This is a genomic window from Chryseobacterium manosquense, from assembly GCF_014623485.1.
Classification (GTDB): Bacteria; Bacteroidota; Bacteroidia; order Flavobacteriales; family Weeksellaceae; genus Kaistella; species Kaistella haifensis.
Genome location: NZ_CP060203.1, coordinates 788,165 through 813,429, shown reverse-complemented (window position 1 = coordinate 813,429; position 25,265 = coordinate 788,165). Strand labels below are relative to the sequence as shown.

25 protein-coding genes are annotated in these 25,265 nt (G+C 37.1%); 12 read left to right on the top strand and 13 right to left on the bottom strand.

From position 1 onward, the window contains the following. Window positions 1-6: 6 nt before the first annotated feature. From H0S70_RS03735 to H0S70_RS03725, 3 genes are read right to left on the bottom strand one after another with little or no spacing between them, the layout of a single operon-like run. The gene (locus tag H0S70_RS03735; protein WP_188321751.1) at window positions 7-603 is read right to left on the bottom strand and encodes a DUF2911 domain-containing protein; all 597 of its coding nucleotides are present in this window, start codon (window positions 601-603) and stop codon (window positions 7-9) included. Window positions 604-658: 55 nt separating this feature from the next. Continuing rightward, complete coding sequence (locus H0S70_RS03730; RefSeq protein ID WP_188321750.1) at window positions 659-1,291, bottom strand: response regulator; 633 nt, start codon at window positions 1,289-1,291, stop codon at window positions 659-661. Beyond that, window positions 1,281-3,239 carry a tetratricopeptide repeat-containing sensor histidine kinase gene (locus tag H0S70_RS03725; protein ID WP_188321749.1) on the bottom strand — a complete coding sequence of 653 codons (1,959 nt, stop codon included), beginning with the start codon at window positions 3,237-3,239 and terminating at the stop codon, window positions 1,281-1,283. The genes H0S70_RS03730 and H0S70_RS03725 overlap by 11 nt, the downstream gene beginning before the upstream one ends. Window positions 3,240-3,513: 274 nt before the next feature. Here H0S70_RS03725 and H0S70_RS03720 point away from each other — a divergent pair, with 274 nt between their 5' ends. The 3 genes from H0S70_RS03720 to H0S70_RS03710 all read left to right on the top strand — a co-directional run bounded on the left by H0S70_RS03720 (window position 3,514) and on the right by H0S70_RS03710 (window position 5,378). Continuing rightward, window positions 3,514-4,002 carry a hypothetical protein gene (locus H0S70_RS03720; protein ID WP_188321748.1) on the top strand — a complete coding sequence of 163 codons (489 nt, stop codon included), beginning with the start codon at window positions 3,514-3,516 and terminating at the stop codon, window positions 4,000-4,002. 229 nt (window positions 4,003-4,231) lie between these two features. Further along, complete coding sequence (locus H0S70_RS03715) at window positions 4,232-4,711, top strand: hypothetical protein (protein ID WP_188321747.1); 480 nt, start codon at window positions 4,232-4,234, stop codon at window positions 4,709-4,711. A gap of 85 nt (window positions 4,712-4,796) precedes the next feature. Further along, a complete protein-coding gene (locus H0S70_RS03710; protein ID WP_188321746.1) occupies window positions 4,797-5,378 on the top strand; it encodes a c-type cytochrome in 582 nt (193 codons plus the stop codon). Between the two features lie 150 nt (window positions 5,379-5,528). On the opposite strand, the gene carB is transcribed toward H0S70_RS03710, so the two are convergent. The 4 genes from carB to H0S70_RS03690 all read right to left on the bottom strand — a co-directional run bounded on the left by carB (window position 5,529) and on the right by H0S70_RS03690 (window position 11,176). Then, window positions 5,529-8,711 carry a carbamoyl-phosphate synthase large subunit gene (gene carB, locus H0S70_RS03705; RefSeq protein ID WP_188321745.1) on the bottom strand — a complete coding sequence of 1,061 codons (3,183 nt, stop codon included), beginning with the start codon at window positions 8,709-8,711 and terminating at the stop codon, window positions 5,529-5,531. 66 nt (window positions 8,712-8,777) lie between these two features. Then, window positions 8,778-9,131 (bottom strand): four helix bundle protein, encoded by a 354-nt coding sequence (locus tag H0S70_RS03700; protein WP_188322188.1) that lies wholly within the window; start codon window positions 9,129-9,131, stop codon window positions 8,778-8,780. A gap of 41 nt (window positions 9,132-9,172) precedes the next feature. Continuing rightward, window positions 9,173-10,246, bottom strand: a complete 1,074-nt coding sequence (gene carA, locus H0S70_RS03695) for a glutamine-hydrolyzing carbamoyl-phosphate synthase small subunit (RefSeq protein WP_031504651.1) — start codon at window positions 10,244-10,246, stop codon at window positions 9,173-9,175. Between the two features lie 39 nt (window positions 10,247-10,285). Beyond that, a complete protein-coding gene (locus tag H0S70_RS03690; RefSeq protein WP_188321744.1) occupies window positions 10,286-11,176 on the bottom strand; it encodes an aspartate carbamoyltransferase catalytic subunit in 891 nt (296 codons plus the stop codon). Window positions 11,177-11,486: 310 nt separating this feature from the next. On the opposite strand from H0S70_RS03690, the gene H0S70_RS03685 reads away from it, so the two are divergent. The 9 genes from H0S70_RS03685 to H0S70_RS03645 all read left to right on the top strand — a co-directional run bounded on the left by H0S70_RS03685 (window position 11,487) and on the right by H0S70_RS03645 (window position 19,237). After that, window positions 11,487-11,903 (top strand): IS1/IS1595 family N-terminal zinc-binding domain-containing protein, encoded by a 417-nt coding sequence (locus H0S70_RS03685; RefSeq protein WP_055042971.1) that lies wholly within the window; start codon window positions 11,487-11,489, stop codon window positions 11,901-11,903. A gap of 135 nt (window positions 11,904-12,038) precedes the next feature. Then, entirely contained in the window at window positions 12,039-12,197 is a 159-nt protein-coding gene (locus H0S70_RS03680; RefSeq protein WP_158212082.1) for a hypothetical protein, read from the top strand. Between the two features lie 101 nt (window positions 12,198-12,298). Continuing rightward, window positions 12,299-12,904, top strand: a complete 606-nt coding sequence (locus tag H0S70_RS03675; protein ID WP_228453780.1) for a sensor histidine kinase — start codon at window positions 12,299-12,301, stop codon at window positions 12,902-12,904. Further along, window positions 12,901-13,263, top strand: coding sequence for a response regulator transcription factor (locus H0S70_RS03670; protein ID WP_188321743.1), 363 nt, complete (start codon window positions 12,901-12,903; stop codon window positions 13,261-13,263). Before H0S70_RS03675 ends, H0S70_RS03670 begins: the two co-directional genes overlap by 4 nt. Before the next feature lie 42 nt (window positions 13,264-13,305). Continuing rightward, window positions 13,306-15,207, top strand: coding sequence for an AMP-binding protein (locus tag H0S70_RS03665; RefSeq protein WP_188321742.1), 1,902 nt, complete (start codon window positions 13,306-13,308; stop codon window positions 15,205-15,207). 127 nt (window positions 15,208-15,334) lie between these two features. Then, the gene (gene acs, locus H0S70_RS03660; protein WP_262891140.1) at window positions 15,335-17,248 is read left to right on the top strand and encodes an acetate--CoA ligase; all 1,914 of its coding nucleotides are present in this window, start codon (window positions 15,335-15,337) and stop codon (window positions 17,246-17,248) included. Between the two features lie 205 nt (window positions 17,249-17,453). Continuing rightward, on the top strand, window positions 17,454-17,651 hold the full coding sequence (locus tag H0S70_RS03655) for a hypothetical protein (RefSeq protein ID WP_188321740.1): 198 nt from the start codon (window positions 17,454-17,456) through the stop codon (window positions 17,649-17,651). Window positions 17,652-17,692: 41 nt separating this feature from the next. Beyond that, complete coding sequence (locus H0S70_RS03650; RefSeq protein ID WP_188321739.1) at window positions 17,693-18,874, top strand: IS4 family transposase; 1,182 nt, start codon at window positions 17,693-17,695, stop codon at window positions 18,872-18,874. Between the two features lie 105 nt (window positions 18,875-18,979). After that, entirely contained in the window at window positions 18,980-19,237 is a 258-nt protein-coding gene (locus tag H0S70_RS03645) for a hypothetical protein (protein ID WP_188321738.1), read from the top strand. An 80-nt stretch (window positions 19,238-19,317) separates the two neighbouring features. Here the strand turns inward: H0S70_RS03645 and gpmI are convergent, their stop codons facing one another. The 6 genes from gpmI to H0S70_RS03615 form a co-directional block, all read right to left on the bottom strand. Then, window positions 19,318-20,847 carry a 2,3-bisphosphoglycerate-independent phosphoglycerate mutase gene (gpmI, locus tag H0S70_RS03640; RefSeq protein ID WP_188321737.1) on the bottom strand — a complete coding sequence of 510 codons (1,530 nt, stop codon included), beginning with the start codon at window positions 20,845-20,847 and terminating at the stop codon, window positions 19,318-19,320. Between the two features lie 78 nt (window positions 20,848-20,925). Next, on the bottom strand, window positions 20,926-21,444 hold the full coding sequence (locus tag H0S70_RS03635; RefSeq protein WP_123904768.1) for a GNAT family N-acetyltransferase: 519 nt from the start codon (window positions 21,442-21,444) through the stop codon (window positions 20,926-20,928). 19 nt (window positions 21,445-21,463) lie between these two features. Beyond that, a complete protein-coding gene (locus H0S70_RS03630) occupies window positions 21,464-22,777 on the bottom strand; it encodes an IS1380 family transposase (protein ID WP_123247981.1) in 1,314 nt (437 codons plus the stop codon). Window positions 22,778-23,182: 405 nt separating this feature from the next. Beyond that, window positions 23,183-23,803 (bottom strand): response regulator transcription factor, encoded by a 621-nt coding sequence (locus H0S70_RS03625; protein ID WP_228453779.1) that lies wholly within the window; start codon window positions 23,801-23,803, stop codon window positions 23,183-23,185. 29 nt (window positions 23,804-23,832) lie between these two features. Further along, window positions 23,833-24,603, bottom strand: a complete 771-nt coding sequence (locus tag H0S70_RS03620) for a sensor histidine kinase (protein WP_188321736.1) — start codon at window positions 24,601-24,603, stop codon at window positions 23,833-23,835. After that, a complete protein-coding gene (locus H0S70_RS03615) occupies window positions 24,600-25,130 on the bottom strand; it encodes a hypothetical protein (RefSeq protein WP_188321735.1) in 531 nt (176 codons plus the stop codon). The genes H0S70_RS03620 and H0S70_RS03615 overlap by 4 nt, the downstream gene beginning before the upstream one ends. Between the last annotated feature and the right edge of the window lie 135 nt (window positions 25,131-25,265).

Below are 25,265 nucleotides of genomic sequence, written 5' to 3'. Positions count from 1 at the left end.
TCCAATTTAGTTTTTCGCTGCATCGCGTTCGATTTGCTTTATTTCTTTTAGTTTTTCAACAATTTTCGAAACGGTTTCTGGCTTCCCCGTTTTCAATGGAAGTTCCACTTTGGTGAAATCCCATTTCATTACTAAATTCACTGCATTTTCATCAACAGGATTGAGCTCGATAACGAACCACTCTTGTTTTTCTGCAAGTTTTTGAACCGGAACAGTTACATCAACCACATTAAGTTTTTCGTCAAATGTGTAAGCGCCCCATTGCTGAGAATCTTTATTGAGAATCACTTTCCATTCTTTTTCAGTTGGAATGACAAACAATCCGTAAGTTCCTGCTGAAACGGTTTTTCCACCAAAATTCACCGATTGTTCAAAGGTAATTTTTGTTGATGAATTCGCTCCTGCGCGCCAAACCTTCCCGAAAGGAACGAGGTCTCCAAAGATTTTTCTACCTTTTACACCTGGTCTTCCGTAATCTACAGTGATTTTCGACATTGAGAATTGTTGCTCAACTTTCTGTCTCGGACTAGCCGCCGGAAGTGTAAATTGGGAATAAGCGGAAACTGAAATGGCGAGCAAGGCTGTAATAAGGAGTTTTTTCATAAAATTATTTTTGCTAAAGATAATTCAAAATTCGCATTTGAAAAACCCAAAAAATTCAAACCATATTATTCTGTTTCGCCACACTGATGAGCTCGGCGACATTTTTCACCTGAAATTTGTGGATGATGTTTTTGCGGTGGGTATCAACGGTGAGCGGGCTTAAAAATAGTTCTTCAGCTATTGCAATACTGGTTTTTCCTTCGGTTAAAAGTTTCAGGATCTCCTTTTCCCGTTTGGTAAGGCGGGGAATACCCGAAAGCTCACGTTGACACGGTTTGCTGATGATTTCTTTCACTTCGTTGCAGAAAACTATGTTGCCCGAAAGCGCGCCACGTATGCAGCCATGAAGTTCCTCAATGGTAGCATTTTTCAGCAGGTAACCGCTTGCTCCGTTCTGAATGCACTGCATGATAATACTTCTTTCGGAGCGGTTGCTCAGCATAATGACAGATGTTTTGGGAGCTGCACGTTTAATTTCTGCGCAGAGTTCAATTCCGTTGGTGTCGGGCAAAGTAATATCCAGCAAAACAATATCTGCTTCGTTTGTCGCAATAAAATTCCGAATTCCGGCACCATCATTAAAAGTAGCGGAAATATGGAAAAATTTTTGATTTTCGAGCATCATTTTCAGACCTTGAATCACGATGGGATGATCGTCTACAATAACGATATTGATGTTATGCGACATTTGTACTGATTTCTATATTAACTGATGTCCCCTGGTTTTGTGCGGTTTGTATTTCGATTTTTCCTTTCAGGAAATTTACCCGGTTCTGCAGGTTTTTCAGGCCGAGGCTTTTCACTTTCTTCATTTCCTCTTCAGTGAAGCCTTTGCCGTTGTCTTCGACGGTGATGTAAAATTCGTTCCCGTTTTGCGAACACTGCACCAGAATATTATTAGCGCTGGAGTGTTTTACGGCGTTGGCTAAAAGTTCCTGAACGATCCTGTAAATATTGACCTGCAGATTCAGCGGTAAATCCTTTTGAATATTAATCGGCTGAAAATCAATATAAAGTCCGTCTTTTATATAAAATTCGCACAGGTCTTTCAGTGCGATTTCCAAACCGAAATTCAGCAAACTTTCCGGCATCAAGTTTCTGGAGACGCGCCGCAATTCGGAAACCGAAGAATCCAACTGGTTCAGAATCTTATGGAAGCTTTCGTACTGGTTTTCTTCCAGATGGTTGTTGCTCCAGGTTGAGAGGTTGATCTTCACACCGGCGAGCATCCCGCCAAGCCCGTCGTGAAGGTCTTTGGCTACGCGCTCGCGCTCGCGTTCCTCACCGTCGAGAATGGCTTTTGTAACTTTCAGTTCTTCGGTCTGTTCTTTTTCTTTAAGTTTTTGCTGAAGGTTGATTTCGCGCTGCTCCGAAAGTTTTTTTCTGTTGCGGTAATAAAAAAAAGTATACAGGCCGCTGCCCAAAAAGACCAGCGTGGTGATGATAAACGTCCACATATATTGGTTTTTTTTGTTGATTTCAAGCTCCTGCACCGCCAACTGTTTTTCTTTTTCAGCGGTGCGGAACTTGGTTTCCATCATTAAGGCTTTTGAGTCTCTTTCCTCAGCCAATAAACTGTCGCTTAAAGATTTGGTTTGCAGTTGATACTCATAGGCATTTTTATAATCGTTTAATTCTGCATATATTTTGGACATTTCGTTATGCAGGATTCTGGCATCATGTTTCGTAGAGATAAGGTCTTTCCTGTTGATCATCGTCTGCAAAACGGCAAGTGCTTCTTTGGGCCTGTTCAGATTTCTTAGGCTGAAAGCTTTTTGGTAAATAAGTCCAAAATAATCTTGTGGTGCAATTGCTGGTGCGGCCAAACCTTTGTTGAGGTTCCGCAGAGAGTTCTCAAAATCCCCGTTCAACTGAAAATACTTGGCATTTACAAGATAAAAGGAAACTGCAAGAGGATTTTGGGGATAGCGTCTAATAATCGCTTCTGCACTTTGTAGGTATTTTTTTGCTTTTGCACTGTTGTTCAGGTAGAGATAAGACTGTGCAGCGTTCACATTAAATTCAATTTTACGCTCTAAAACATTATAATTTTCCGGTTCTTTTTCTATAGTTTTAAGCGACTGATCAAAATAAGAAATGGATTTTTCATAAAGTTTGCGGTTGTACATTTCGGAACCTATAGCATTCAGATATTGTGCTTCTAAATCTTTCCTTCCTCCTTTTGCGGCAAGTGGAATTGATTTGTTTAAAATAATGGAAATAAAAATGTCCGAATTGTCTTGATACTGCTCCTGGGCTGCATAATTGTGCCATGCTCTTGCCATTAAAATATAGGAATCTTTCGTCTGCTGATTTTCCAAGAGATTAATTGCTCTTTTATAGAATTTCTGCGCTTTTTTAAGCTCAACACCAAAAAACTGTTGACCGAAAGTAAAATAAACTTTTCCTTGCAGGACCTTATTGTTTTTAGGTATTATTTTTTGTGCCTTTTTAATGTATACTATTGCTTCCACAGTATCCACATCCGACAGATAATCGGCGAGTTCAAGCATAAGGTCTGCCCGCTTCTCAGCATTTTTTTCTTTTCTGATCAGCGTTTCCAGACTGTCCCGCTCCTGCGATGCTGCAAAAGACATCAGGAAGAAAAAGAATAAAAACAGTCTGAAACTCATCATTGTCATTTTCCAATAAAATTAATCAAAAATATTAATTGAAAACTTATAAAAAAATACCTAAAAACAAGTAGAAAAAAATACAGATTTTTCCTGATTGAAGCGTGTCTCGAAATGCAGAAACTTTGAATGACAGAAAAAATAAAAAATTGAACATGTAAAATTTTAAAAAATTGAAACCAGCCCGGGCAGGTGTTGACGATAGAAAATGGCGAGGTATATCTGCCTAATCATACTATGGTAAACTAATTTTAACAATATTCAAACAACAATTATTATGAAAAAGAAACTTGTATTATCAGCAATTTTAGCAGTAACGTTTACCCTTACTGCACAGGCACAAAGTATCTTCGATAAAATAGACAGGCTTGCCGGAAAGGTAGAAAATGCCACCTACAAGGTGGACAGAGCTGCAAACGCAGCAGACAGAGCAGGAAAAACAGGAGGAAAACTAGCAGGAATGCTTGGAAAGAAAAAAGAAAACTCAACAGCTTCTATCATTGATGCAAATGGAGAGAACAAAACGGTTATAACAATAACCGGCATGGAGATGGAAAAATTTCAGAAACTGCATGACCTTTTAGAAAATACAGACGGGGTAACATCAACTAAAATGAAATACAGCAGTGGGAAATCTACGATTACAGTTATGCACAAAGGCGATACCCAAAACCTAATGCGTAAAATAAATGCAAAAGCTAAAGGTGTATACACCAGCCAAAATATTTCTGAAATGGAAGATGACCTTGTAACCTTGAAGCTATGAGATATGTAATTCTATTCTTGGTAATTGGTCTTAATTTCTGCTTCTCGTCATGGTTATAACCGAATTTAAGGATCATAGAGTGAGAGGAACTTTTGAATTCGTTGGAAAAAATTACGAAACCGGGCAGACGGTTAGTATCACAAACGGTGAATTCTATTTAGAAGCACAGAAAAATGTTCTTTAATGTGAAATCGTATAGAAAAAAAATAACAATTAAATAAAAAATTTTATGAAAACAATGTACAAAAAAATCGTACTGAGAAGCATGATGCTTCTAATTGCTTTAGGCCTTGTGTTTGGAATTTCGTCGTGCAGCAGAGATGATGATGGTGACGGTTCCGGCAATGATGGAAATATGTATAAAATTACCATAACGCTCAACGGTGTTGATGCTAATGATTTTGTCAGTTTAGCCGCAGCAGCGTCTGATGCTGCAGCCAGTACCTCGGTCTGGAAGATCAACGGCGTAACACAAAATGGGCAGATTGGTGTAGGCCTAAACGAAACCAATTTTACAGGAAGTACCAAAACCTACGTTCTGGAAACTAATTTTAAAGTAATTGCTTTAGCAGCAGGAGGACAGATCATCAACTACGGTGGTGCTATCACGGGATCTTACAAGATTGAAAAAAACGGAAAAGAAGAGGTAAATGAGACTATAAATCTTGCAACAGATGGAGCAAACTGGAGCAAACAATTTAATTTTTAATTTATCATAGTTCATACAATTATAATTTTTCAGGAACAAATCCCGGAATTGTAGCCGGGATTTGTTTGATTAAAAACCTATTATTATGAAAAAGCCACACCTATATATACTTCTAGCAGGCTTATTTTCAGCCACTTCCTGCCAAAAAACCGAAAAGCCGGATATTGATCAAAAACCATTTGCAAAACAGGATTCTGCCTCACTGGTTGAAAAAGGCAAATACCTCGTCACCATCACCGGCTGCAACGATTGCCATACACCGAAAAGAATGGGACCGAAAGGCCCGGAATTAATCACCGAACTGCTGCTCTCCGGCTATCAGGGCAAAAATGCCGTCCCCGAATTTGATTTGGAAATCGCGAAAAGGGGTTTTGCACAAATGAGTCCTGATATGACCGCCGCTGCCGGACCATGGGGAATTTCCTTTGCCGCGAACCTCACACCCGATGAAACCGGAATTGGAAGCTGGACTTTTGAACAGTTCAAAACTGCGATTACCCAAGGAAAATACAAAGGAATGGAGAACGGCAGGCCGCTGCTACCGCCCATGCCGTGGTTCAATTATTCCGAAATGAAAGATGAAGATGTGCGGGGCATTTTTGCTTATTTGAAGTCGATAAAACCTGTAAAAAATATGGTACCAGCGCCTAAACAATTCGAAAAATAGATTAAAAAAATTTTCCCAAAACCAAATGAGGTAAGCTGAGTATGGTCTAAACGAAAAATCTCTCTCCATCCAGAGGTCGGGATAAAACAAAAAAAAGCCGTTTTCACCAATTGTGAGACGGCTTTTTTATCATTTTTACATCTTACAAAATCACATTTTCTCCATTTTAAAACTCATGCTTTCAATGACTTTCAAGATGGCTTCTACGGTATCCATTGAAGTGAGGCAAGGAACTCCGTTTTCAACGGACGTTCTGCGAATTTGGAACCCATCACGTTCGGATTGTTTTCCTTTAGTCATGGTATTTACAATGTACTGAACTTTTCCCTTTTGAATGAGATCTATCAAATTGATTTCCGGATTTTCTTCGATTTTGTAACCAATTTTGGTCATTACTCCTTTCTCTTCGAAGAATTTTGCTGTACCTTCTGTTGCCCAAATTCTGAAACCTATTTCTTGAAAACGTCGGGCGATTTCGCAAGCTTCTTCCTTATGTTTATCGGCAACGGTGAATAAAATAGCTCCATGAAGCGGAACTTTTCGTCCCGCGCCGATGAGTCCTTTGTAAAGCGCTTTTTCTAGGGTGGTATCTTTGCCCATCACTTCTCCGGTGGATTTCATTTCAGGGCCGAGAGAAATATCAACTTTGGTTAATTTGGAGAAAGAGAACACCGGAACTTTCACGAAAATTCCCTCTTTGTTCGGAACTAAACCGTCTTCGAATCCTAAATCTTTTAATTTTTGACCAAGAATTACTTTGGTTGCCAAATTTGCCATCGGAATTTCGGTGATTTTACTTAAAAACGGTACCGTTCTCGATGAACGAGGATTAACTTCTATCACAAATACTTCATTTTCATATAAAACGTATTGAATGTTCATTAACCCAACCACATTGAGTCCTTTCGCCAAACGTTTGGTATAATCTACCAAAGTATCGATTTGTTTTTGCGAAATATTCTGTGGCGGATATACCGCGATGGAATCTCCGGAGTGAACTCCCGCTCTTTCGATATGCTCCATAATTCCCGGTATCACAACAGTTTCTCCATCAGAAATTGCATCAACTTCGACTTCTTTTCCGGTTAAATAACGGTCGATCAAAATTGGATGTTCAGAGTTTTCTTTCACCGCATTGGTCATGTAGTGGTTCAAATCATTCTCGTCGTACACGATTTCCATGGCTCTTCCACCCAAAACATAACTCGGACGAACCAAAACCGGGAAACCGATTTCATTGGCAATGACCAAGGCTTCTTCTTTAGTAAAACAAGTTTTTCCCAAAGGTTGCGGAATTCCAAGTTCTTGCAAAGCTGCTTCAAATTTATTTCTGTTTTCGGCACGGTCTAAATCTTCCAGCGAAGTTCCCAAAATTTGAACTCCGTGCGCTGCTAATTTATCGGCTAAATTAATCGCGGTCTGTCCGCCAAACTGTACTACGACGCCTTTTGGCTTTTCGAGTTCGATGATGTTCATGACATCTTCTTCCGTCAAAGGTTCGAAATACAATTTATCGGAAATAGAGAAATCGGTGGAAACGGTTTCCGGATTATTATTAATGATAATCGCTTCATACCCTAATTCTTTAATCGCCCAAACCGAGTGAACTGTGGCGTAATCAAACTCTACACCTTGCCCGATTCTGATCGGTCCGGAACCGAGAACGATGATTTTTTCTTTATTTGAAGGAATGCTTTCGTTTTCTTCTTCGTAAGTTCCATAGAAATAAGGAGTTTCACTTTCGAATTCGGCGGCGCAAGTATCTACCATTTTGTAAACCGGCATTACGCCATTGTTTCTTCTGAATTCAAAAATTTCTTTTTGGTTAGAATTCCATAAATGAGCGATATGAAGATCCGAAAATCCAAGTTTTTTTGCTTGAAGTAATGTTTCTTTATCGAATTTATTTTCTGAAATTATTTTTTCAAAATCGATTAACTTTTTGATTTTCCAGATGAAAAATTTATCGATTTTACTCCATTCCACGATTTTTTCCCAATCGTAGCCTCTTCGTAAAGCATCGCCAATAATGAACAATCGCTCATCATCACAAACGCGGATTCTTCTTTCGATTTCTGCGTCGGTTAAAGCTTCTGCTTGTTTTGTTTTAAGTCCGATATGTCTTAAACCGGTCTCCAAAGAACGGATTGCTTTTTGCAAAGATTCCTCGAAATTTCTACCGATTGCCATCACTTCTCCCGTCGCTTTCATTTGGGTTGAAAGTCGGCGGTCAGCGGTTTCAAATTTATCGAAAGGAAATCTTGGAAACTTGGTTACCACATAATCCAAAGCTGGTTCGAAACAAGCGTAAGAGGTTCCTGTAACCGGATTCATGATTTCATCTAAAGTCAATCCCACAGCAATTTTTGCAGCAATTTTTGCAATCGGATAACCGGTCGCTTTACTCGCCAATGCTGATGAACGCGAAACCCGTGGGTTTACTTCAATAATATAATAATCGAAAGAATTCGGATCCAAAGCCAACTGCACGTTACATCCACCTTCAATCCCTAATGCACGAATAATTTTCAATGAAGAATTTCGAAGCATTTGATACTCACGATCGGAAAGCGTTTGCGAAGGAGCCACCACGATAGAATCTCCGGTATGAATGCCAACTGGATCGATATTTTCCATATTACAAACAACAATAGCATTGTCGTTTTTGTCGCGCATTACTTCGTATTCGATTTCTTTGAAGCCGGCGATGGATTTCTCGATCAAACATTGAGTTACGGGTGAATATTTCAGTCCAAAGCTTGTAATTTCCTTTAATTCATCTTCGTTATGCGCAATTCCTCCACCGGTGCCTCCCATTGTGAAGGCAGGACGAACAATTACCGGATAGCCAATATTTTGTGCAAATTCCAGGGCACCTTGAACGGTGTTTACGATGTCGGATTCGGGTACAGGTTCGTTGAGTTCCTTCATTAATTCTCTGAACAAATCTCTGTCTTCCGCCTGATTAATCGCGGAAAGTTTGGTTCCTAAAACTTCCACTTTACATTCTTCCAGAATGCCGGATTTCTCCAGTTCTACCGCCATATTCAGCCCGGTTTGTCCACCCAAAGTCGGCAAAAGTGCATCCGGTCTTTCCTTGCGGATAATGTGGGACACAAATTGCAGAGAAATCGGTTCGATATAAACTTTATCGGCGATTTCCACATCGGTCATGATGGTTGCCGGATTTGAGTTGATCAAAATTACTTTGTAACCTTCTTCTCTCAAAGCCAAGCAAGCCTGAGTTCCAGCGTAATCAAATTCCGCAGCTTGACCGATTATGATTGGTCCGGAACCGATTACTAAAATTGTTTTTATGTCGTTTCTTTTCATTTTTATTTTATTAGACAAAAGATATTAGATATCAGATGTCAGATTCTATACTTTTGTTATATTATTTTACTTTTTTAAATTAGATTTGAATGTATAGATCATTCTTTGAATTTCATTCAGTTTTGATATTAAACTGTTGGCTTTTTCTGCATCTAATAAATTTAATTCTCTTGTCAGAATTAATTGTGTCTGCAATTCAAAAGAAGAAGCATTTGCAATTCCAAGAAAATGAAAAAATTCATTATTATTGTTTCTTCCAGCTCCTTCTGAAATATTAGATGGAATCGAAATGACCGATCTTTTAATTTGAGAAATTAAGCCAAATTTTTCATCTTTTGGTAAATCTGCACAAACAATATAAACCTCTTTCGAAAGCTCAATTGATTTCTGCCAAAAAATTAATTTCTCAAAATTATGCATAGTAAAGTCTGTTATCTGATGTCTAATATCTGAAATCAAAATTACTTCTTAAAATCCTCCATTAATTCAATAAACTCATCAAAAAGATAATTTGCATCTTCCGGACCCGGACTTGCTTCAGGGTGATATTGTACGCTGAAACATGGATGGATTTTGTGCCTTAAACCTTCGTTGGTACGGTCGTTCAAAGCGATGTGTGTTTCTTCTAAATCGGTATTTTTCAAACTTTCTTGATCTACTGCATACCCATGATTTTGGGAAGTAATCGCCACTTTATTTTTGGCTAGATCCAAAACCGGATGATTTCCACCTCGGTGACCAAATTTTAACTTAAAAGTTTTGGCTCCACAAGCCAATGCAATCAATTGATGTCCCAAACAAATTCCGAAAATAGGCACTTTCCCGAGCAATCCATTGATTAGTTCGGAAGCTCCTTTCACATCTTCCGGATCGCCGGGACCGTTGGAAAGCATAATTCCATCGGGATTCATCAACAAGATTTCTTCGGCGGTGACATTTTGGGAAACCACTTTCACATCGCAGTCTCTTTGGGTAAGTTCGCGCAGAATTCCCAATTTCGAACCGAAATCCACTAAAACCACGTTCAAACCTCTACCTGGATTCGCATAAGGCGTTTTTGTAGAAACCATTTCTACTTGATTGGTCGGAAATTCAGTAGATTTCAGGGATTGTATTGCTTCATTTTCATCGGCATTTTCATCTACAATTCTGCCTTTTACAACGCCTTTGCTTCGTAAAACTCGGGTTAATTTTCGGGTATCAATTCCCGAAATTCCAGATAATTTTTTCTTTTTAAAAAGTTCGTCTAAAGAAATTTGATGACGAAAATTGGAAGGAAAATCGCAAAGTTCCTTCACGATCAAACCTTTAATAGCAGGTTCTATGGATTCGTAATCGTCACGGTTGATGCCGTAGTTTCCGATCAACGGATAAGTCATACAAACCATTTGGCCACAATAGGACGGATCGGAAATCAGTTCCTGATAGCCCGTCATTCCGGTATTGAAAACCACTTCGCCCTCAGTTTCGAGCTGTGCACCAAAACCTTCTCCGTGAAAAACTTCACCGGATTCTAATATTAATTTCTTTTTCATTTTATTTATTTCGCACCTTTTATTAGCATTTTATTTCTTTTACAAAAACTCAAAACCTTTGCTTTCCAGCGCATCCTTCAGGATCGCCATTCTCGCGAAAACTCCATTTTTCATTTGTTGAAAGATTCTGGAACGCGGAGATTCTACCAAATCATCATGGATCTCCACTCCTCTGTTAATCGGTGCTGGATGCATAATGATTGCATTTTCTTTCATTGTTTTTTCTCTTTCCAGTGTCAACCCAAATTTTTTATGATAATTATTGAGTGAGATTTTCATTTTCTCATCATGTCTTTCATGCTGAATTCTAAGCAACATCAGCACATCAACTTCTTTTATCAAATCATCGATGGAGAGATAAGTTCCATTGATAATCGCACCCTCATCAAACCATTTTTCTGGGCCGGAAAAATAAACTTTCGCTCCCAGTTTTCTAAGTGCAACTGCATTGGAATTTGCTACCCTACTGTGTTTTACATCGCCCACGATTCCGATTTTTAAACCTTTAAATTTCCCAAATTCTTGATGAATAGTCATCAAATCCAATAATGTTTGCGATGGATGATTTCCTGTTCCGTCGCCCCCATTGATAATCGGAAGGTCGATTTCTTTTAATTCTTTATAAAACTGATCTTGCTTATGACGAATTACCAACAGATTTACCCCCAAACTTTGCAGGGTCTTCACGGTATCATAAAGTGATTCGCCTTTATTCACTGAGCTCGACGTCACATCAAACGGTACAACTTGGAGTCCCAACTTTCGTTCAGCGATATCAAAACTGGTTTTGGTACGCGTGCTGTCTTCAAAAAAGAGGTTGGAAACAAAAATTTCTTTTGTGGGTTTCAAAACTTTTCCTTTTGAAAATTCGTCAGCTGCAATTAATAATGAATTAATTTTTTCTACAGTTAAATCGGCGGTTGTAAGCATAATTTTTTCGGTTTAGGTCAAAAAAAAACGAAGCCAAAAAAGCTTCGTTATAAAAAACAAATATTGTTGATATCGGCAAAATTGCCTGTCTGTAAATCTTCTAATGGAAATAATCTTTTCATTAGGTGCAAAGATAGAAATTTATTTTGAACAACAAAGATGATTTTTTGCAACGTATTATTTACAAAAGTAATTTTTATCCGGAGATCAATCGCTATAAACTATTTTTTCACCTTTTAAATTTACCTACCCATAAATTTTTGTTCATTTTAATGCTAAATTAATATATATTTGCTAAAAAAGTATAGTTATGTCCAATTCTTGCCCGAAATGCCAACAAAGTAATATTGTAAAAAGTGGAATCGTAAAAGAGCGACAACGCTTTCTATGCAGAGATTGCAACTATTATTTCACGGTTAAAAAATTAGGTAAACAAATTGATGATTATTACGTTACAAAAGCACTCCAACTATATCTCGAAGGTTTATCTTTTCGCGAAATTGAAAGAATTATCGGTGTTTCTCACGTTACCATAAGTTCATGGATCAAAAAATATAACATCAAAAGACCACCACATTCTGAATTCCACACAAGCTATAAAGTTTTTAAGCAAAGCGAGCTCATTACCTTTGTTCAAAACGAAGAAAACATAAAAGGCTCCGGCCTCATCATCACAGAGTTTGGAGATAAATACATGATGATCAGGTGGGAAAGATTTAAAAAATAGTGCAGAATCTGTTAGTTTTACTTTCAAAAATTCATTAACCTATACTATTAGCATATATATATATTAAATTTCTTCAAGCGATTTTTTAGTTTCACTTTAGTTATCACAAAAAAACAAACTAAAAATTATTAATCAATGAAGAAATCAACAGTTTTATTAGGAATTATTTCATCGATAATCTTCCAAACATCTTTCTTAGCGCAAGAGAATCCTTACACAGAAGATCTTCTAAAAAGAATTGAAGCATTGGAAGCCGAAAAAAACAAAACAAAAGATTGGGACGTTTCTTTATAAGGTTGGGTAAGAACCGAATAAAACTTCGACAGTCGGCAATCTGCATACTCCAGAGAATATAATTTGAATCTTTTTCCACTGGATGAAAAAGCGAACTGCTTTTGGACGATGAAGAAATGCCTTTAGAAATAAAAAAAGATTTTCTAGGAAACATTATTTCCGAAAGCGACGGCCTCGCTGAAATCATCAACGATATTCTGTATCTCGACAAATTAGAAGCTGGAACTACGCCCTTAAACATTGAACATAAAAATATTACAGAAGCGTATAATAAAGCGCTAAAACCGTTGCATCAATTATTTGATCAGAAAAATCTTCATCATTCGGAAGTTAATCTTTTGAAAAATGAATTTTTTTATTTTGATGAAATGAAGATGATACAATTATTTCAGAATATCCTCGAAAACTCTCTGAAATTTGCCAACGAACAAGGAATGGTGCAAACAAAATTCCAGGAAAAGGAAGGAATGTTAAAAATTTCAATGTTCATTACCGGAAAAAAAATCCCGGAAGAAGATCTGGAATTCATTTTTGAAAAATTTTATCAAAGCAAAAACCAAAACATTCGAAAACCTCTCGGAAGTGGACTAGGATTAGCGATTTGCAAAAAAATAATCACCGCACACGGCGGAACTATTGCCGCAAAAAACAAAGAAATAGGAGTAACATTTGAAATATTCTTGCCCAATCAAACTGATAGAACATGAAGAAAATATTAATTGCTGATGATGAACATAAGATTGTGATGACTTTGGAATACGCCTTCCGGAAAGCTGGCTACGAAGTTTTCATCGCAAGAGACGGATCTGAAGTTTTGGAAATCTTAAAAGAACAAATTCCGGATGCCATTTTGCTTGATGTGATGATGCCCAATTTGGATGGATACACCACCCTTTCTGAAATTAAAAAAAACGAAAATTTAAATAACATTAAAATCATATTTCTTTCAGCCAAAACCGGAGAAAACGACATCAAAAAAGGTTTGGATTTAGGTGCGGATGCATACATGACAAAGCCCTATTCCATTAAAAAACTCACCGAAAAAGTTGAAGAACTTTTAAAATAAATTTGTTTTTAATTTTTACTAAAACATTAAATAACTAATAAAATGAATGCGAATGAAATGTTCCGCGAAAGCGTGGAAAACAAGGAAGAATTTTGGGCATCACAAGCCGAAAAAATCGAATGGTTCAAAAAACCAAAAACCATCCTCACCGATGATGGGGAAAATTACCCTACTTGGTTTTCTGATGGTGAATTAAACACTTGCTATTTGGCGCTTGATAAACATATTAATGACGGTTTTGGGGATGATACAGCCATCATTTATGATTCCCCGGTAACCAATCGAATTCAAAAATTCACCTTCAGTGAAGCGCGTGAAAAGGTCGCAAAATTAGCAGGAGGATTACAGAAATTAGGTTTACAAAAAGGCGATACTGCGATTATTTATATGCCCATGATTCCGGAATCCTTATTTGCCATGCTCGCTTGCGCGAGATTAGGAGTGACGCATTCGGTAGTTTTTGGAGGTTTTGCACCTACAGAACTCGCCATAAGAATTGATGATTGCAACCCAAAAGCCATCATCACCGCGAGCTCCGGAATGGAAGTTGCGCGCAGAATTCCATATCTGCCTTTCGTGCGAGAAGCCATCGAAATTGCCGATCATCAACCGGAACATATCGTTGCTTTCGACAGAAAACTTTTGGGAAATACCATCGATTTCGAAAACGAAAAAAACCTTATCGATTTCGAAAAACTTATCGCAGAATCCGATCCTGCAGATTGTGTTTCGGTAGAATCTACCCATCCATTATACATTTTATACACTTCTGGAACGACCGGAAAACCAAAAGGTGTGGTTCGCGATAACGGTGGTCACGCAGTTGCGCTGAAATTTGCGATGAGCAATATTTATGGTGCAAAACAAGATGAAACTTTCTGGGCTGCATCCGATATTGGTTGGGCAGTTGGTCATAGTTTATCAGTTTATGGTGCATTGATTAACAGAAATGCGACCGTAATTTTCGAAGGAAAACCAATCGGAACACCGGATGCAGGTACCTATTGGCGAGTAATTAGTGATCATAAAGTTGCAGTAATGTTTACCGCGCCTACAGCAATTAGAGCTATTAAAAAAGAAGATCCAGATGGAGAATTTGTAAAAAAATACGACTTGTCTTCCCTAAGAACACAGTTTTTGGCAGGCGAAAGATGCGATGTTGCGACACTCGATTGGTACGATGAACACGTGGGAGTTCCCGCAATCGACCATTGGTGGCAAACGGAATCCGGTTGGCCAATGCTGGGATTAATGCCGGGTGTAGAAGAAGTAAAAATAAAACGAGCTTCAGCAGGAAAACCAATTCCAGGTTACGATATCAAAATATTTAGCGAAGAAGGTTACGAACTCGATGCACATAAAGAAGGGTATTTGGTGATTAAACTTCCGCTGGGACCGGGCGCATTATCAGGAATTTGGAACGACCCTGAACGTTTTAAATTTGGTTATTTATCGAGATTTCCAGGATATTATTTCTCTGGAGACGGAGCGATACAGGATGAAGATGGCTACATCTTCGTCACCGGAAGAGTTGATGATGTCATCAATGTCGCAGGACACCGCCTTTCTACTGCCGAAATGGAAGAGGTTGTTTCTGCTCACAAAGAAGTTGCAGAATGTTGCGTTGTAGGAATTGATGATGATCTTCGTGGGCAAGTTCCTTTTGCAATAGCTGTTTTGAAATCGGGCTCCAAAACCAATGAGGAAGATTTAGAGAAAGAAATCGTCGCACTGGTGAGAGAAAAAATTGGGGCGGTTGCTTGTTTAAGAAACGCCATGGTGGTGAACAGACTACCGAAAACACGTTCCGGAAAAATCCTTAGAAAACTAATTCGAACAATGCTCGACGGAAAAGATTATCAAATCCCATCAACCATTGATGATGAAAGCATTGTAAAAGAATTACAACAAAGGATTGATGCGTACAAAAATGAAAAAAAATAGGCCTAAATATTTTTAAAACCAAGCAATTTATTTTAAATTTAAACTCAATTTTCAACCGAAGTCTGACTATTTTCTAGAACGAAAAATTAAACTGAAAAATACGATCAACTTCAAATTAAAAAAAATAATAGACATGAAGAATTATTTCATTGATGACCTACCCGATTATTTTAAACAATATAAAAAATCCATCAAAAACCCGAAAAAATTCTGGGACAAAATCGCCGACGAAAATTTCGTTTGGTACCAAAGATGGAGCAAAGTGGTAGATTATGACATGCAGGAAGCCAAAATAAAATGGTTTAAAAACGCAAAACTCAACATCACCAAAAACTGTATCGACCGACACTTAAACATTCGTGGAGAAAAAACCGCGATAATTTGGGAGCCGAATAATCCAAATGAAGAAGCACAACATATTTCCTATAATGAATTACGCGATAGGGTTTGCAAAATGGCAAATGTATTACGTGACATGGGAATAGAAAAAGGCGACCGCGTGTGCATCTACCTTCCGATGATTCCGGAACTGGCCGTAACCATGTTGGCTTGTGCAAGATTGGGTGCCGTACATTCCGTCATTTTTGCAGGATTTTCCGCATCTGCAGTTGCATCAAGAGTTAATGATTGCGGTGCAAAAATGGTGATTTGTTCGGATGGAAGCTATCGTGCCAATAAAGCCATCGATCTTAAGGGAATCATCGATGAAGCGATAGAAAAATGCCCATCAGTAGAGAAAGTTTTGGTGGTAAAAAGAACCGGCAGCGAAGTAAAAATGAAAGAAGACAGAGATTTCTGGCTCGAACCTTTATACGAAAAAGCCCCCACAGATTTTATTTCAGTAATTATGGATGCCGAAGATCCATTGTTCATTCTTTACACTTCTGGTTCAACCGGAAAACCAAAAGGGATGTTGCACACTTGCGCTGGATACATGGTTTACACCGCTTATACCTTCAAAAATGTATTCAATTATAAAGAAAACGATATTTATTGGTGTACTGCAGATATCGGTTGGATTACCGGACATTCCTATATTTTGTATGGCCCGCTTGCCAATGGAGCGACCACCGTTATCTTTGAAGGGGTTCCTACTTATCCGGAGCCAGACCGTTTTTGGCAAGTTATTGAAAAACACAAAGTTACGCAATTCTATACCGCTCCTACCGCAATTCGATCTTTGGCGAAAGAATCATCCGAATGGGTTGAAAAACATGATTTATCAAGTTTAAGAGTCATAGGATCTGTTGGTGAACCCATCAACGATGAAGCTTGGCATTGGTATAATGATCACGTTGGAAAGAAAAAATGTCCGATAGTAGATACGTGGTGGCAAACCGAAACGGGTGGCATTATGATTTCGCCAATTCCTTTCGTTACGCCTACTAAACCTACTTACGCTACTTTACCGTTGCCGGGAATTCAGCCCGTTTTGATGGATGATAAGCGCAACGAGATTACTGGAAATCAGGTGGATGGAAATCTTTGCATCCGTTTCCCTTGGCCGGGAATTGCACGCACCATTTGGGGCGATCATCAACGGTATAAAGAAACTTACTTTACTGCATTTCCAGGAAAATATTTTACCGGAGATGGAGCTTTACGCGACGAAACAGGCTACTACAGAATCACGGGTAGAGTCGATGACGTGATTATCGTTTCCGGGCATAATCTGGGAACAGCACCAATTGAAGACAGCATCAACCAACATCCGGCGGTTGCAGAATCTGCGATTGTCGGTTATCCGCATGATATCAAAGGAAGTGCACTTTACGGCTATGTCATTCTAAAAGATTCAGGGGAAAGCAGAGATCGCGAAAACTTGAGAAAAGAGATTAATCAATTAATAAGTGATACGGTGGGTCCAATCGCAAAACTCGATAAAATTCAATTTGTTTCGGGACTACCCAAAACGCGTTCCGGAAAAATCATGCGAAGAATCCTAAGGAAAATTGCGGAAGGTGATTTTGCGAATTTTGGGGATACTTCTACCCTTTTAAATCCCGAAGTGGTGGATGAAATTAAAAACGAAAGAATTTAATTAAATTCCAATATACTTTATAAAAAACAACGCGAAATTTTTATTATTAAAGGTTTCGCGTTTTTTTATTAATTTTAACAGTACTAATTGCGTTTGCTATTAATCAAAATCTAACATAAAAAAGGGTTATTTCACCCTACCTCAAAACTTTGTATTTTCCTACATTTGCCAGAGGAAAAATTTTTAACAATAAAAATAAATTACAATGAAAACAACAATTGTAGGTTTATTTTCGAATTGTGAACAAGCTCTGAGCGCAGCAAATATTTTGAAGAATACTGGATTTAAAATTATTAAACTAAGCTGTAAAGACTTTTCCGCAAAAAGAAAAAACCATTTTCAAAGATATTTAGATTCCCTCAATAGCGTCCTAAATAAAAAAAATAAGAAGGAATTAGAGTAACTCAAAGTACCTTTGAGGTTGCACAACAAAAAAACCTTCTTATGGACTCAAAATTAACATTATTTTCTCAGATTATTTCAAAAATAGACCGAGTAATTTTCAAAAAAATAGTCAAAGAAAAAAAGACCGATTACCGAAATAAAGGATTCGATAGTTGGACCCATTTAGTTTCTATGCTTTTCTGTCATTTTGCGAAAAGCACCTCGGTACGGGATATTTCCAATGGACTTCGTAGCGCAACGGGCAACCTCAATCATTTAGGAATAAAAACTGCACCTTCCAAATCTTCCATCAGTTACCAAAATGGGAAAAGAGATGCAGACTTGTTCAAAGATTTGTATTTCATATTATTAGAACATTTAGGACAGCACACCAAACAAAAACGAGTAAAGCTGAAAATAAAAGTTCCCGTTTATCTATTAGATTCCACTCTTATTTCCCTGTGTCTTTCTTTATTTGATTGGGCAACGTATCGCACTAAGAAAGGAGCTGTAAAGATGCATACCTTGCTTGAATACGATGGGAAACTTCCGGTTTATGTGAATATTACCAAAGGAAGCGTTGCGGATAATAAAGGGGCTGAAAACATTCCCTTAGAGAAAGGTGCGGTGATTGTAGCCGACCGTTTTTACAACGATTTTCCGATGCTTTCTATTTGGGACAGCAAAGGTGTTTTTTTTGTAATCAGGCATAAGGAAAACCTAAAATTTGAAACTTTACAGGAACGAGAACTTCCACCAAAAGGAGCGCAAAACATTTTGAAAGACGAAGACATAATCCTTTCAAACCCTATTTCAAAAGAAAAATACCCTAAAAAATTAAGAAGAGTGGCGGTTTGGGACGATGAAAAAAAACAAACTATCGAAATTATCACCAATAATTTCACTTGGGCAGCTTCCACCATTGCAGAACTGTACAAACAAAGGTGGCAGATTGAGATTTTTTTCAGAGACATCAAGCAATTGCTTCATATCAAAACATTTATCGGAACATCTGAAAATGCAGTTAAAATACAAATTTGGACGGCTCTAATTACCATTCTTATCCTAAAATACCTAAAATCAATCGCAAAATATCCTTGGCAATTATCAAATCTAGTAGCATTTATCCGACTGAATATTTTTGTGAAAATTAATCTCCAGTATTGGCTCGACAAACCTTTTGACCAACCACCTGAATCTCAAAAAACATATTATCAAGGGGTTCTTTTTGAAAATCTATAGAAAATTCCGCTTAAAGCCTATCTATATGTGCATAAAATATATCTGTTTTTTTATTTAGGACAGTATTGAGATTCCCTCATAAATATTATCGGTTTTGAACGAAAAATGTTAATTGAAAACTACTCTGAAAACCTTGTTGCAGGGATTTCTACTAATAATATCACAAAAATAGAAAACGCAACTGCTATCTTAAAAAATGCGGGTGCAATCAAAGTTTTTTCATTCGAAAACATGTCTAAAAGCGAAACAAAATCCAGGGAATTTATTAGGAAATTGATTGGTCTTCATGCCAAATCCGAAATTCCAAGAATACCTACTAGCAAACATCATCATTCTAATGAAGGAATTTCAATGTTAACATAGTTCTAATAACAAGTTTTTACAAAAAAGCCGTCTCAGCATTTGAGGCGGCATTTTATCATTAATTTATATAGAATCTGTTTTTAGCTCACCAAAACATCTCCGGTCATGATTTCCGGGATTTCTATTCCCATTACATTCAAGATTGAAGGAGCAATATCTCCCAATTTTCCAGGTTTTAAGTTCCAATTTTTATCTTTATCCATCACGATCAATGGAACCAAATTGGTAGTATGCTGCGTATTAGGGCTTCCATCCGGATTTTTCATCACATCGGAATTACCGTGATCCGCAAGAATAAATACGGCATAACCGTGTTCATAAGCCGCAGTTGCTACTTTTTCGATACATTTATCTACGGTTTCCGCAGCTTTTACTGCCGCCTCGAAAACTCCGGTATGTCCTACCATATCGGTATTAGCAAAATTTAAACAAATAAAATCTGCCGTTTCGTTTTCAATTTCCGGTAGTATTTTTTCTGTGATGTCGTAGGCTGACATTTCTGGTTTGAAATCGTAGGTTGGTACATCTTTCGGACTTGGGCAAAGCAATCTTCTTTCTCCCAAAAATTCAGCTTCGCGACCACCTGAAAAGAAAAAGGTTACGTGAGGATATTTTTCAGTTTCGGCAACTCTGATTTGAGTTTTTCCATTTCTTTCAAGAATCTCTCCCAATGTTCCTTCCAAAACGTTTTCATCGAAAACCACTTTCACATTTTTGAAATCTTTATCATAATTGGTCATCGTCACATAATAAAGATTGAGGTGATGCATGCCAAAATCCGGGAAATCCTGCTGTGAAAGCACTTCCGTAATTTCTCTTCCACGATCTGTACGGAAATTAAAACAGAATACTACGTCTTCCTCATCAATTGTTGCTACCGGAAGATGCCCATCTTTAAGACATACAATAGGCTTTAAAAATTCATCGGAAATACCTTCTGCATAAAACTTTTCTATTAATGAAATAACATCAGTGGTTTCGATTCCTATGCCGTTTACCATTACATCGTAGGCCAACTTCACTCTTTCCCATCTTTTATCGCGGTCCATCGCATAGTAACGACCTATTACACTTGCTAATTTCCCAGTCGTTTGTTGCATGTGCTGGAGTAAATCTGCGATAAATTCTTTCCCGGAATGCGGATCACAATCGCGACCATCTGTAAAAGCGTGTACATAAACATTATCATTTAAGCCATACTCGTGTGCTGCAGTAAGCAAACCTTTCAAATGGTTGATATGGGAATGCACTCCTCCATCCGAAACCAATCCTATGAAATGAACTTTTTTATTGTTTTTCGCGGCGTACTCAAATGCTTGTGTTATAGTATTTTCTTTGCCTAAAGTTGCATTTTCCACAGCCATATTGAGTTTTACCAAATTTTGATAAACCACTCTACCTGCACCGAGATTCATGTGCCCAACTTCTGAATTCCCCATCTGCCCGAAAGGCAATCCTACTGCAGTTCCACTCGCTTCCAACGTGGTATTCGGAAATTTTTGATAACAAGAATCTATAAATGGCGTGTTTGCCTGCGCAATGGCAGAAACTTCCGGATCGAGCCCAATTCCCCATCCGTCAAGTATCGCTAAAAGGGCTTTTTTTGACATTTCTTTTTATTTTTAATGAGTACAAATTTAGTAAATTTTGACCAATAATTCTTTTAATTGACATTTTTTTTGACTTAATCAGCGAAGCAATTTTTCGAATGCTTTTCTTGCAGAACCCCTGAAATAAACTTCTCCGCAATAGGTGTAATTCAGTTTCTCTAGAATTTTAAGCATCGCAAGATTATCGAAATTGGTATCTAATTTTATGCTGAAGACTTGTTGCTGTTTGGCAAAATTTTCAATTTCCAAGAATAATTTTGAGGCAATTCCTTTTCCTAGAAACCCATCTGAAACGGCTACTCGATGTATCACCAAAAAATCATTGTCACTCAGCCATTTTCCGTCAATGTTTTCATAAGCAGGTTCATTATTAAAAATTAATGCTGAATAAGCTGCAGTTTCACCATCGATTTCAAAAATATAACCAAAACCGTTTTCTATATCTTCACGAATAGTATCGGGATTGGGATATCCATCTTGCCACTGCGAACTGCCATCGTTTTTTCTTCTTAAAATTGCTTGTTGTACTATTTCCCAAATCACTGCTTGATCAGCTGGGGTTGCTTTTCTTAGAATAAAGTTTTCTTGTGACTGCATTTTCGATTTTTAACCCAAATCACGCAGTTGAAATTTTTTGAGATAAGTCTATGGGGTAATCCCAAATTCCGACGAACCATTTTCTGCGTTTTTTGGTGAGTGCAATCTTCAGTTTGAGTGTGTCACCTACTTTTTCAAAATAAGCTCCAATAGCAAAGGTTCTATATCGTAGTGTAGATAATGTTTTCTGCGTTTTTTCCTGAAGAACAAACAGTCTGAAAATTGACATCAGATTATAAGCAATCATCGAAAATATAAGTGCAGCTTCTGTAGGGAAAAAGCCTTTAAGGTTAAAACTTTCGGCTCCAAAATCTGCCTTTAATTCCTTGATTCGATTCTCTGCATCGCCTCTGTTTCGGTACGTTCTCCAAACATCTGTTGCCGATTGTTCTTGGTTGGTAATATAGGCTGAATAGCGATAATTTCTATGGATTTCATCTTCCGGAAACAGGCTTAATATTCGGCCTGCCGCATTCGGCCGTTGTGCTATTTTTTGCCTTACAATGACTATCCTTCTTGGCTTTTCCCAGTTTTTTGCTTGATAATATTTGTCGCAAATTTCGATGCCCTCATCAACTTTTATCCAAAAATCTTGCTGGTCTATCAAGTGTTGAATGGGGTGAGTAAATTTTGCAGCGATGATGTATTGGAGTGTTTTTAATTCAAGATAATCCATAATGTCTTTCTGGAAAAAACCACTATCCAAACGAACTAATCCTACTTTTTTATCCCCAAAATTTAAGAGTGTTTCTTCTAAAAATCCTACAAAATTATTTGCCGAAGAAGCATCACCGCTCCTGAGCCAAAAATTAGCAACCATCTTTACATCGTTCACAAATGCAATGATAGGATGATGGCTGTTTCTTCCTTTTTTCTTAGGATTGTAGCCTTTTTTTGCTCCCTCTTGCTCTCCGTATCGAGTAATTACAGATGAATCAATGTCTAACGTAAAATAATTGAGGTTCAAATTCTGAAAAAACCAACTGAAAAAATGATGCCCAACTTGCTGGTTGATGTGTTGTGTAAACTTGCCAAAATAGCGTTTATATGCGTCCTGAGCAGGGGTCTTTCGCCAGTCAAATATTTCCCCAAGAGCCTTATCTGCACGGGTAATTTCTGTGTGCAAAAAACGATTGGCGCCACACCAAATACTCGTAATAAAAGATTCAAGCAAAACTTCTTTTTTATAAGAATTATTGGAAAGTGACACAGGTAAAGATTCGCATTTTTCAATTTGCTCTCTAAAGCCGATTTTGTCCAACATTTGCTTTAAAAACACCATGCCTCCCCAAGGCGTAATCTCTTTATTGGTAAAGGATAGCTCGAATTTCATCGCTTATTTTTTTCTACTGCTACGCAGTTGGATATTAGAATACTAAAATACTCTTTTTTTTCTATTGCGGAATTTGGGTTTAATATTGCAAATTTATGGATGATTATCTCGAAATCGCACAAAATACAGCATTAATAAATAAAAAAAGAGACTGCCCCAAAGGACAGCCTCTCCAATTGCTTTAAAAAAAAATAAATATAAAAAAAGAATTGCTTCTTTTGTAGCTTCAAAATTAAACTAAAATTTTCGATCGGAAATTAGTGAAAACACCCTTTTTTTGCTTAAAAAAACCGGTTTTAGAAACCGGTCTTCTTTTTAACATCTGTGTTTGTGTGTTTTTCTGTAATTCAGTGAGACAAAATTACAACAACAAAGTTTACAAAGTAAGGGTGAAAACACCCTTTTTTACATTAAGTTGTGTTTTATCGCAAACAATACGATTCCTACTCTGGTTTTTACATTTAACTTTAGGAAAACAGAATCCCTATAACCATCTATTGTCCTGTGACTTACACACATTTGTTCACTAATTTCTTTGTAAGTAGGTTCAGAGCAGGCCATTCGAATAAATTCTAGTTCCCTGTCTTTTAATCTTTCATCCATTTCATGAAGGAATTTTTCTTCAGTTTTAATTTTTAATAGGCTTTGGGTAAGCAAATCGGTATAGAAAATTCCTTTTTCATGTACGATATTGATGGCATTAAATAGGATTTCAGGAGACATATCTTTCAGCAAATAACCTTTGGCTCCGGCTTTTAGCATTCTGATTATCGTAGTTTCATTGTCTTCCATCGTGAGGGCAATTACTTTTAGATTTGGAAATTCCTTGGTAAGTTGCATCGTAGTTTCGATTCCGTTTTTTACGGGCATATTGATGTCCATTAGCACCACTTCGGGATGTCTTTTATTGTTTCTCAATTCTTCCAAAAACTCTTGCCCGTTGAAACAATTCATAATGACCTGAAAATTTGGATTGAAGGAAATCATATTTTCCAAAGCTTTGGAAACTAACTTATGATCATCCACAATGGCAATTTATATTTTATCCATAAGAATTATTTTTTATAAGAAACACATACTTTTGTACCGATATTTTCTAAAGAATTGATCAACAATTCAGCATTGATGAGTTTTGCCCGGCTTCCCATATTTTTAATTCCGCTTCCGTCATTTTCTAAATCAGAATTAAATCCTACTCCATTATCATTGATTTCAATGTTAAGATTTTCCGGAGAATCTATTACCAACAATTGCAAATCTTTTGATTGGGAGTGTTTAATTACGTTATTGATACATTCCTGAACGATTCTAAACAAAATGAGCGCATGATTGGAGTTTATTTTCAATTCCTGATTATTGTTTTGATAATCGACATTCAATAAATCTAGCCTTTTGATCCTAAAAATTTCCCGCTCGAGCGACTCGATCAAGCCAAATTGTTTGACCTGTTTGGTGATGAAAACTTTCGAAAGATTCCTGATATCCTGAATACATTCTCCCAAAAGCAAATTTATTTCTTCCGCGATTTCAACTCGGACCTTATCATCTGAAAATGAAATTTTATTGGTCATCAACCGTGCGACTGATAGTTTTTGCCCTAGATCATCATGCAGCTCTTGACCGATATAATTTAGCGTTTGTTCCTGGATTTCAACTTGAGATTTGGCCAATTCGTGTTCAAAAATCGCTTCTTTGCGTTGTTGGCTAAGCAGGAGTTGAGATTTTTTTTTCACGAAAATGCCGTAAATCGCCACCATCATCAATACTACGAACAAAATGATAATGGTAGAAAAAATAATTAAAATATCAATTTCATTTGTTTTCAATGATTATCTTCATTTAGGTTTGTTTTTTTACTAAAAAAAATCCCGCCAAGCATGATCGTGTAACCAGTAAAGTTAACAGTATAAAGTAAAATTAAGAAAATATTTCGTGAAATTGATAATTCCATGGCATTTTTGCTAATAATCATCAACGGAAGCATACCAACATATAAAACTATGAGGCTAATTGCAATCCAAAATGGATAGTAATCCATGATATTAAGCACTTTCTCGGAGTTGAAGGTCTCAAAGAAAAACAAAGCAACGCTCGCTAATAATAAAACAATTGTTACAAAATAAGTCGGATACGGCAGATAAATGAAAAAATCTTCGATAAAGATGAGAGAAATAATAATATTTAAAATATGTGCAACAATAATCCCAAGCTGTATTGTTTTTAACCGTTTGTTTTCCAAAGTTTTATAAAAATAAACAAATACCGCCAGAAAAAATAAAATAATAATCCCTACAACGTTGATTTTATTTCCTTTGAAGCTATCACCGTACAAAATAGTTCCGAGTAAAGACAAAGACTCGGAGAGAAAAACGAACAACATCGCGATAATAAAATAATGAATTTGGCTTCCTAATTCTTTCCATTTAATCACCATAAATAAGATCAATACTGTCCTAAATAAAAAAACAGATATATTTTATGCACATAT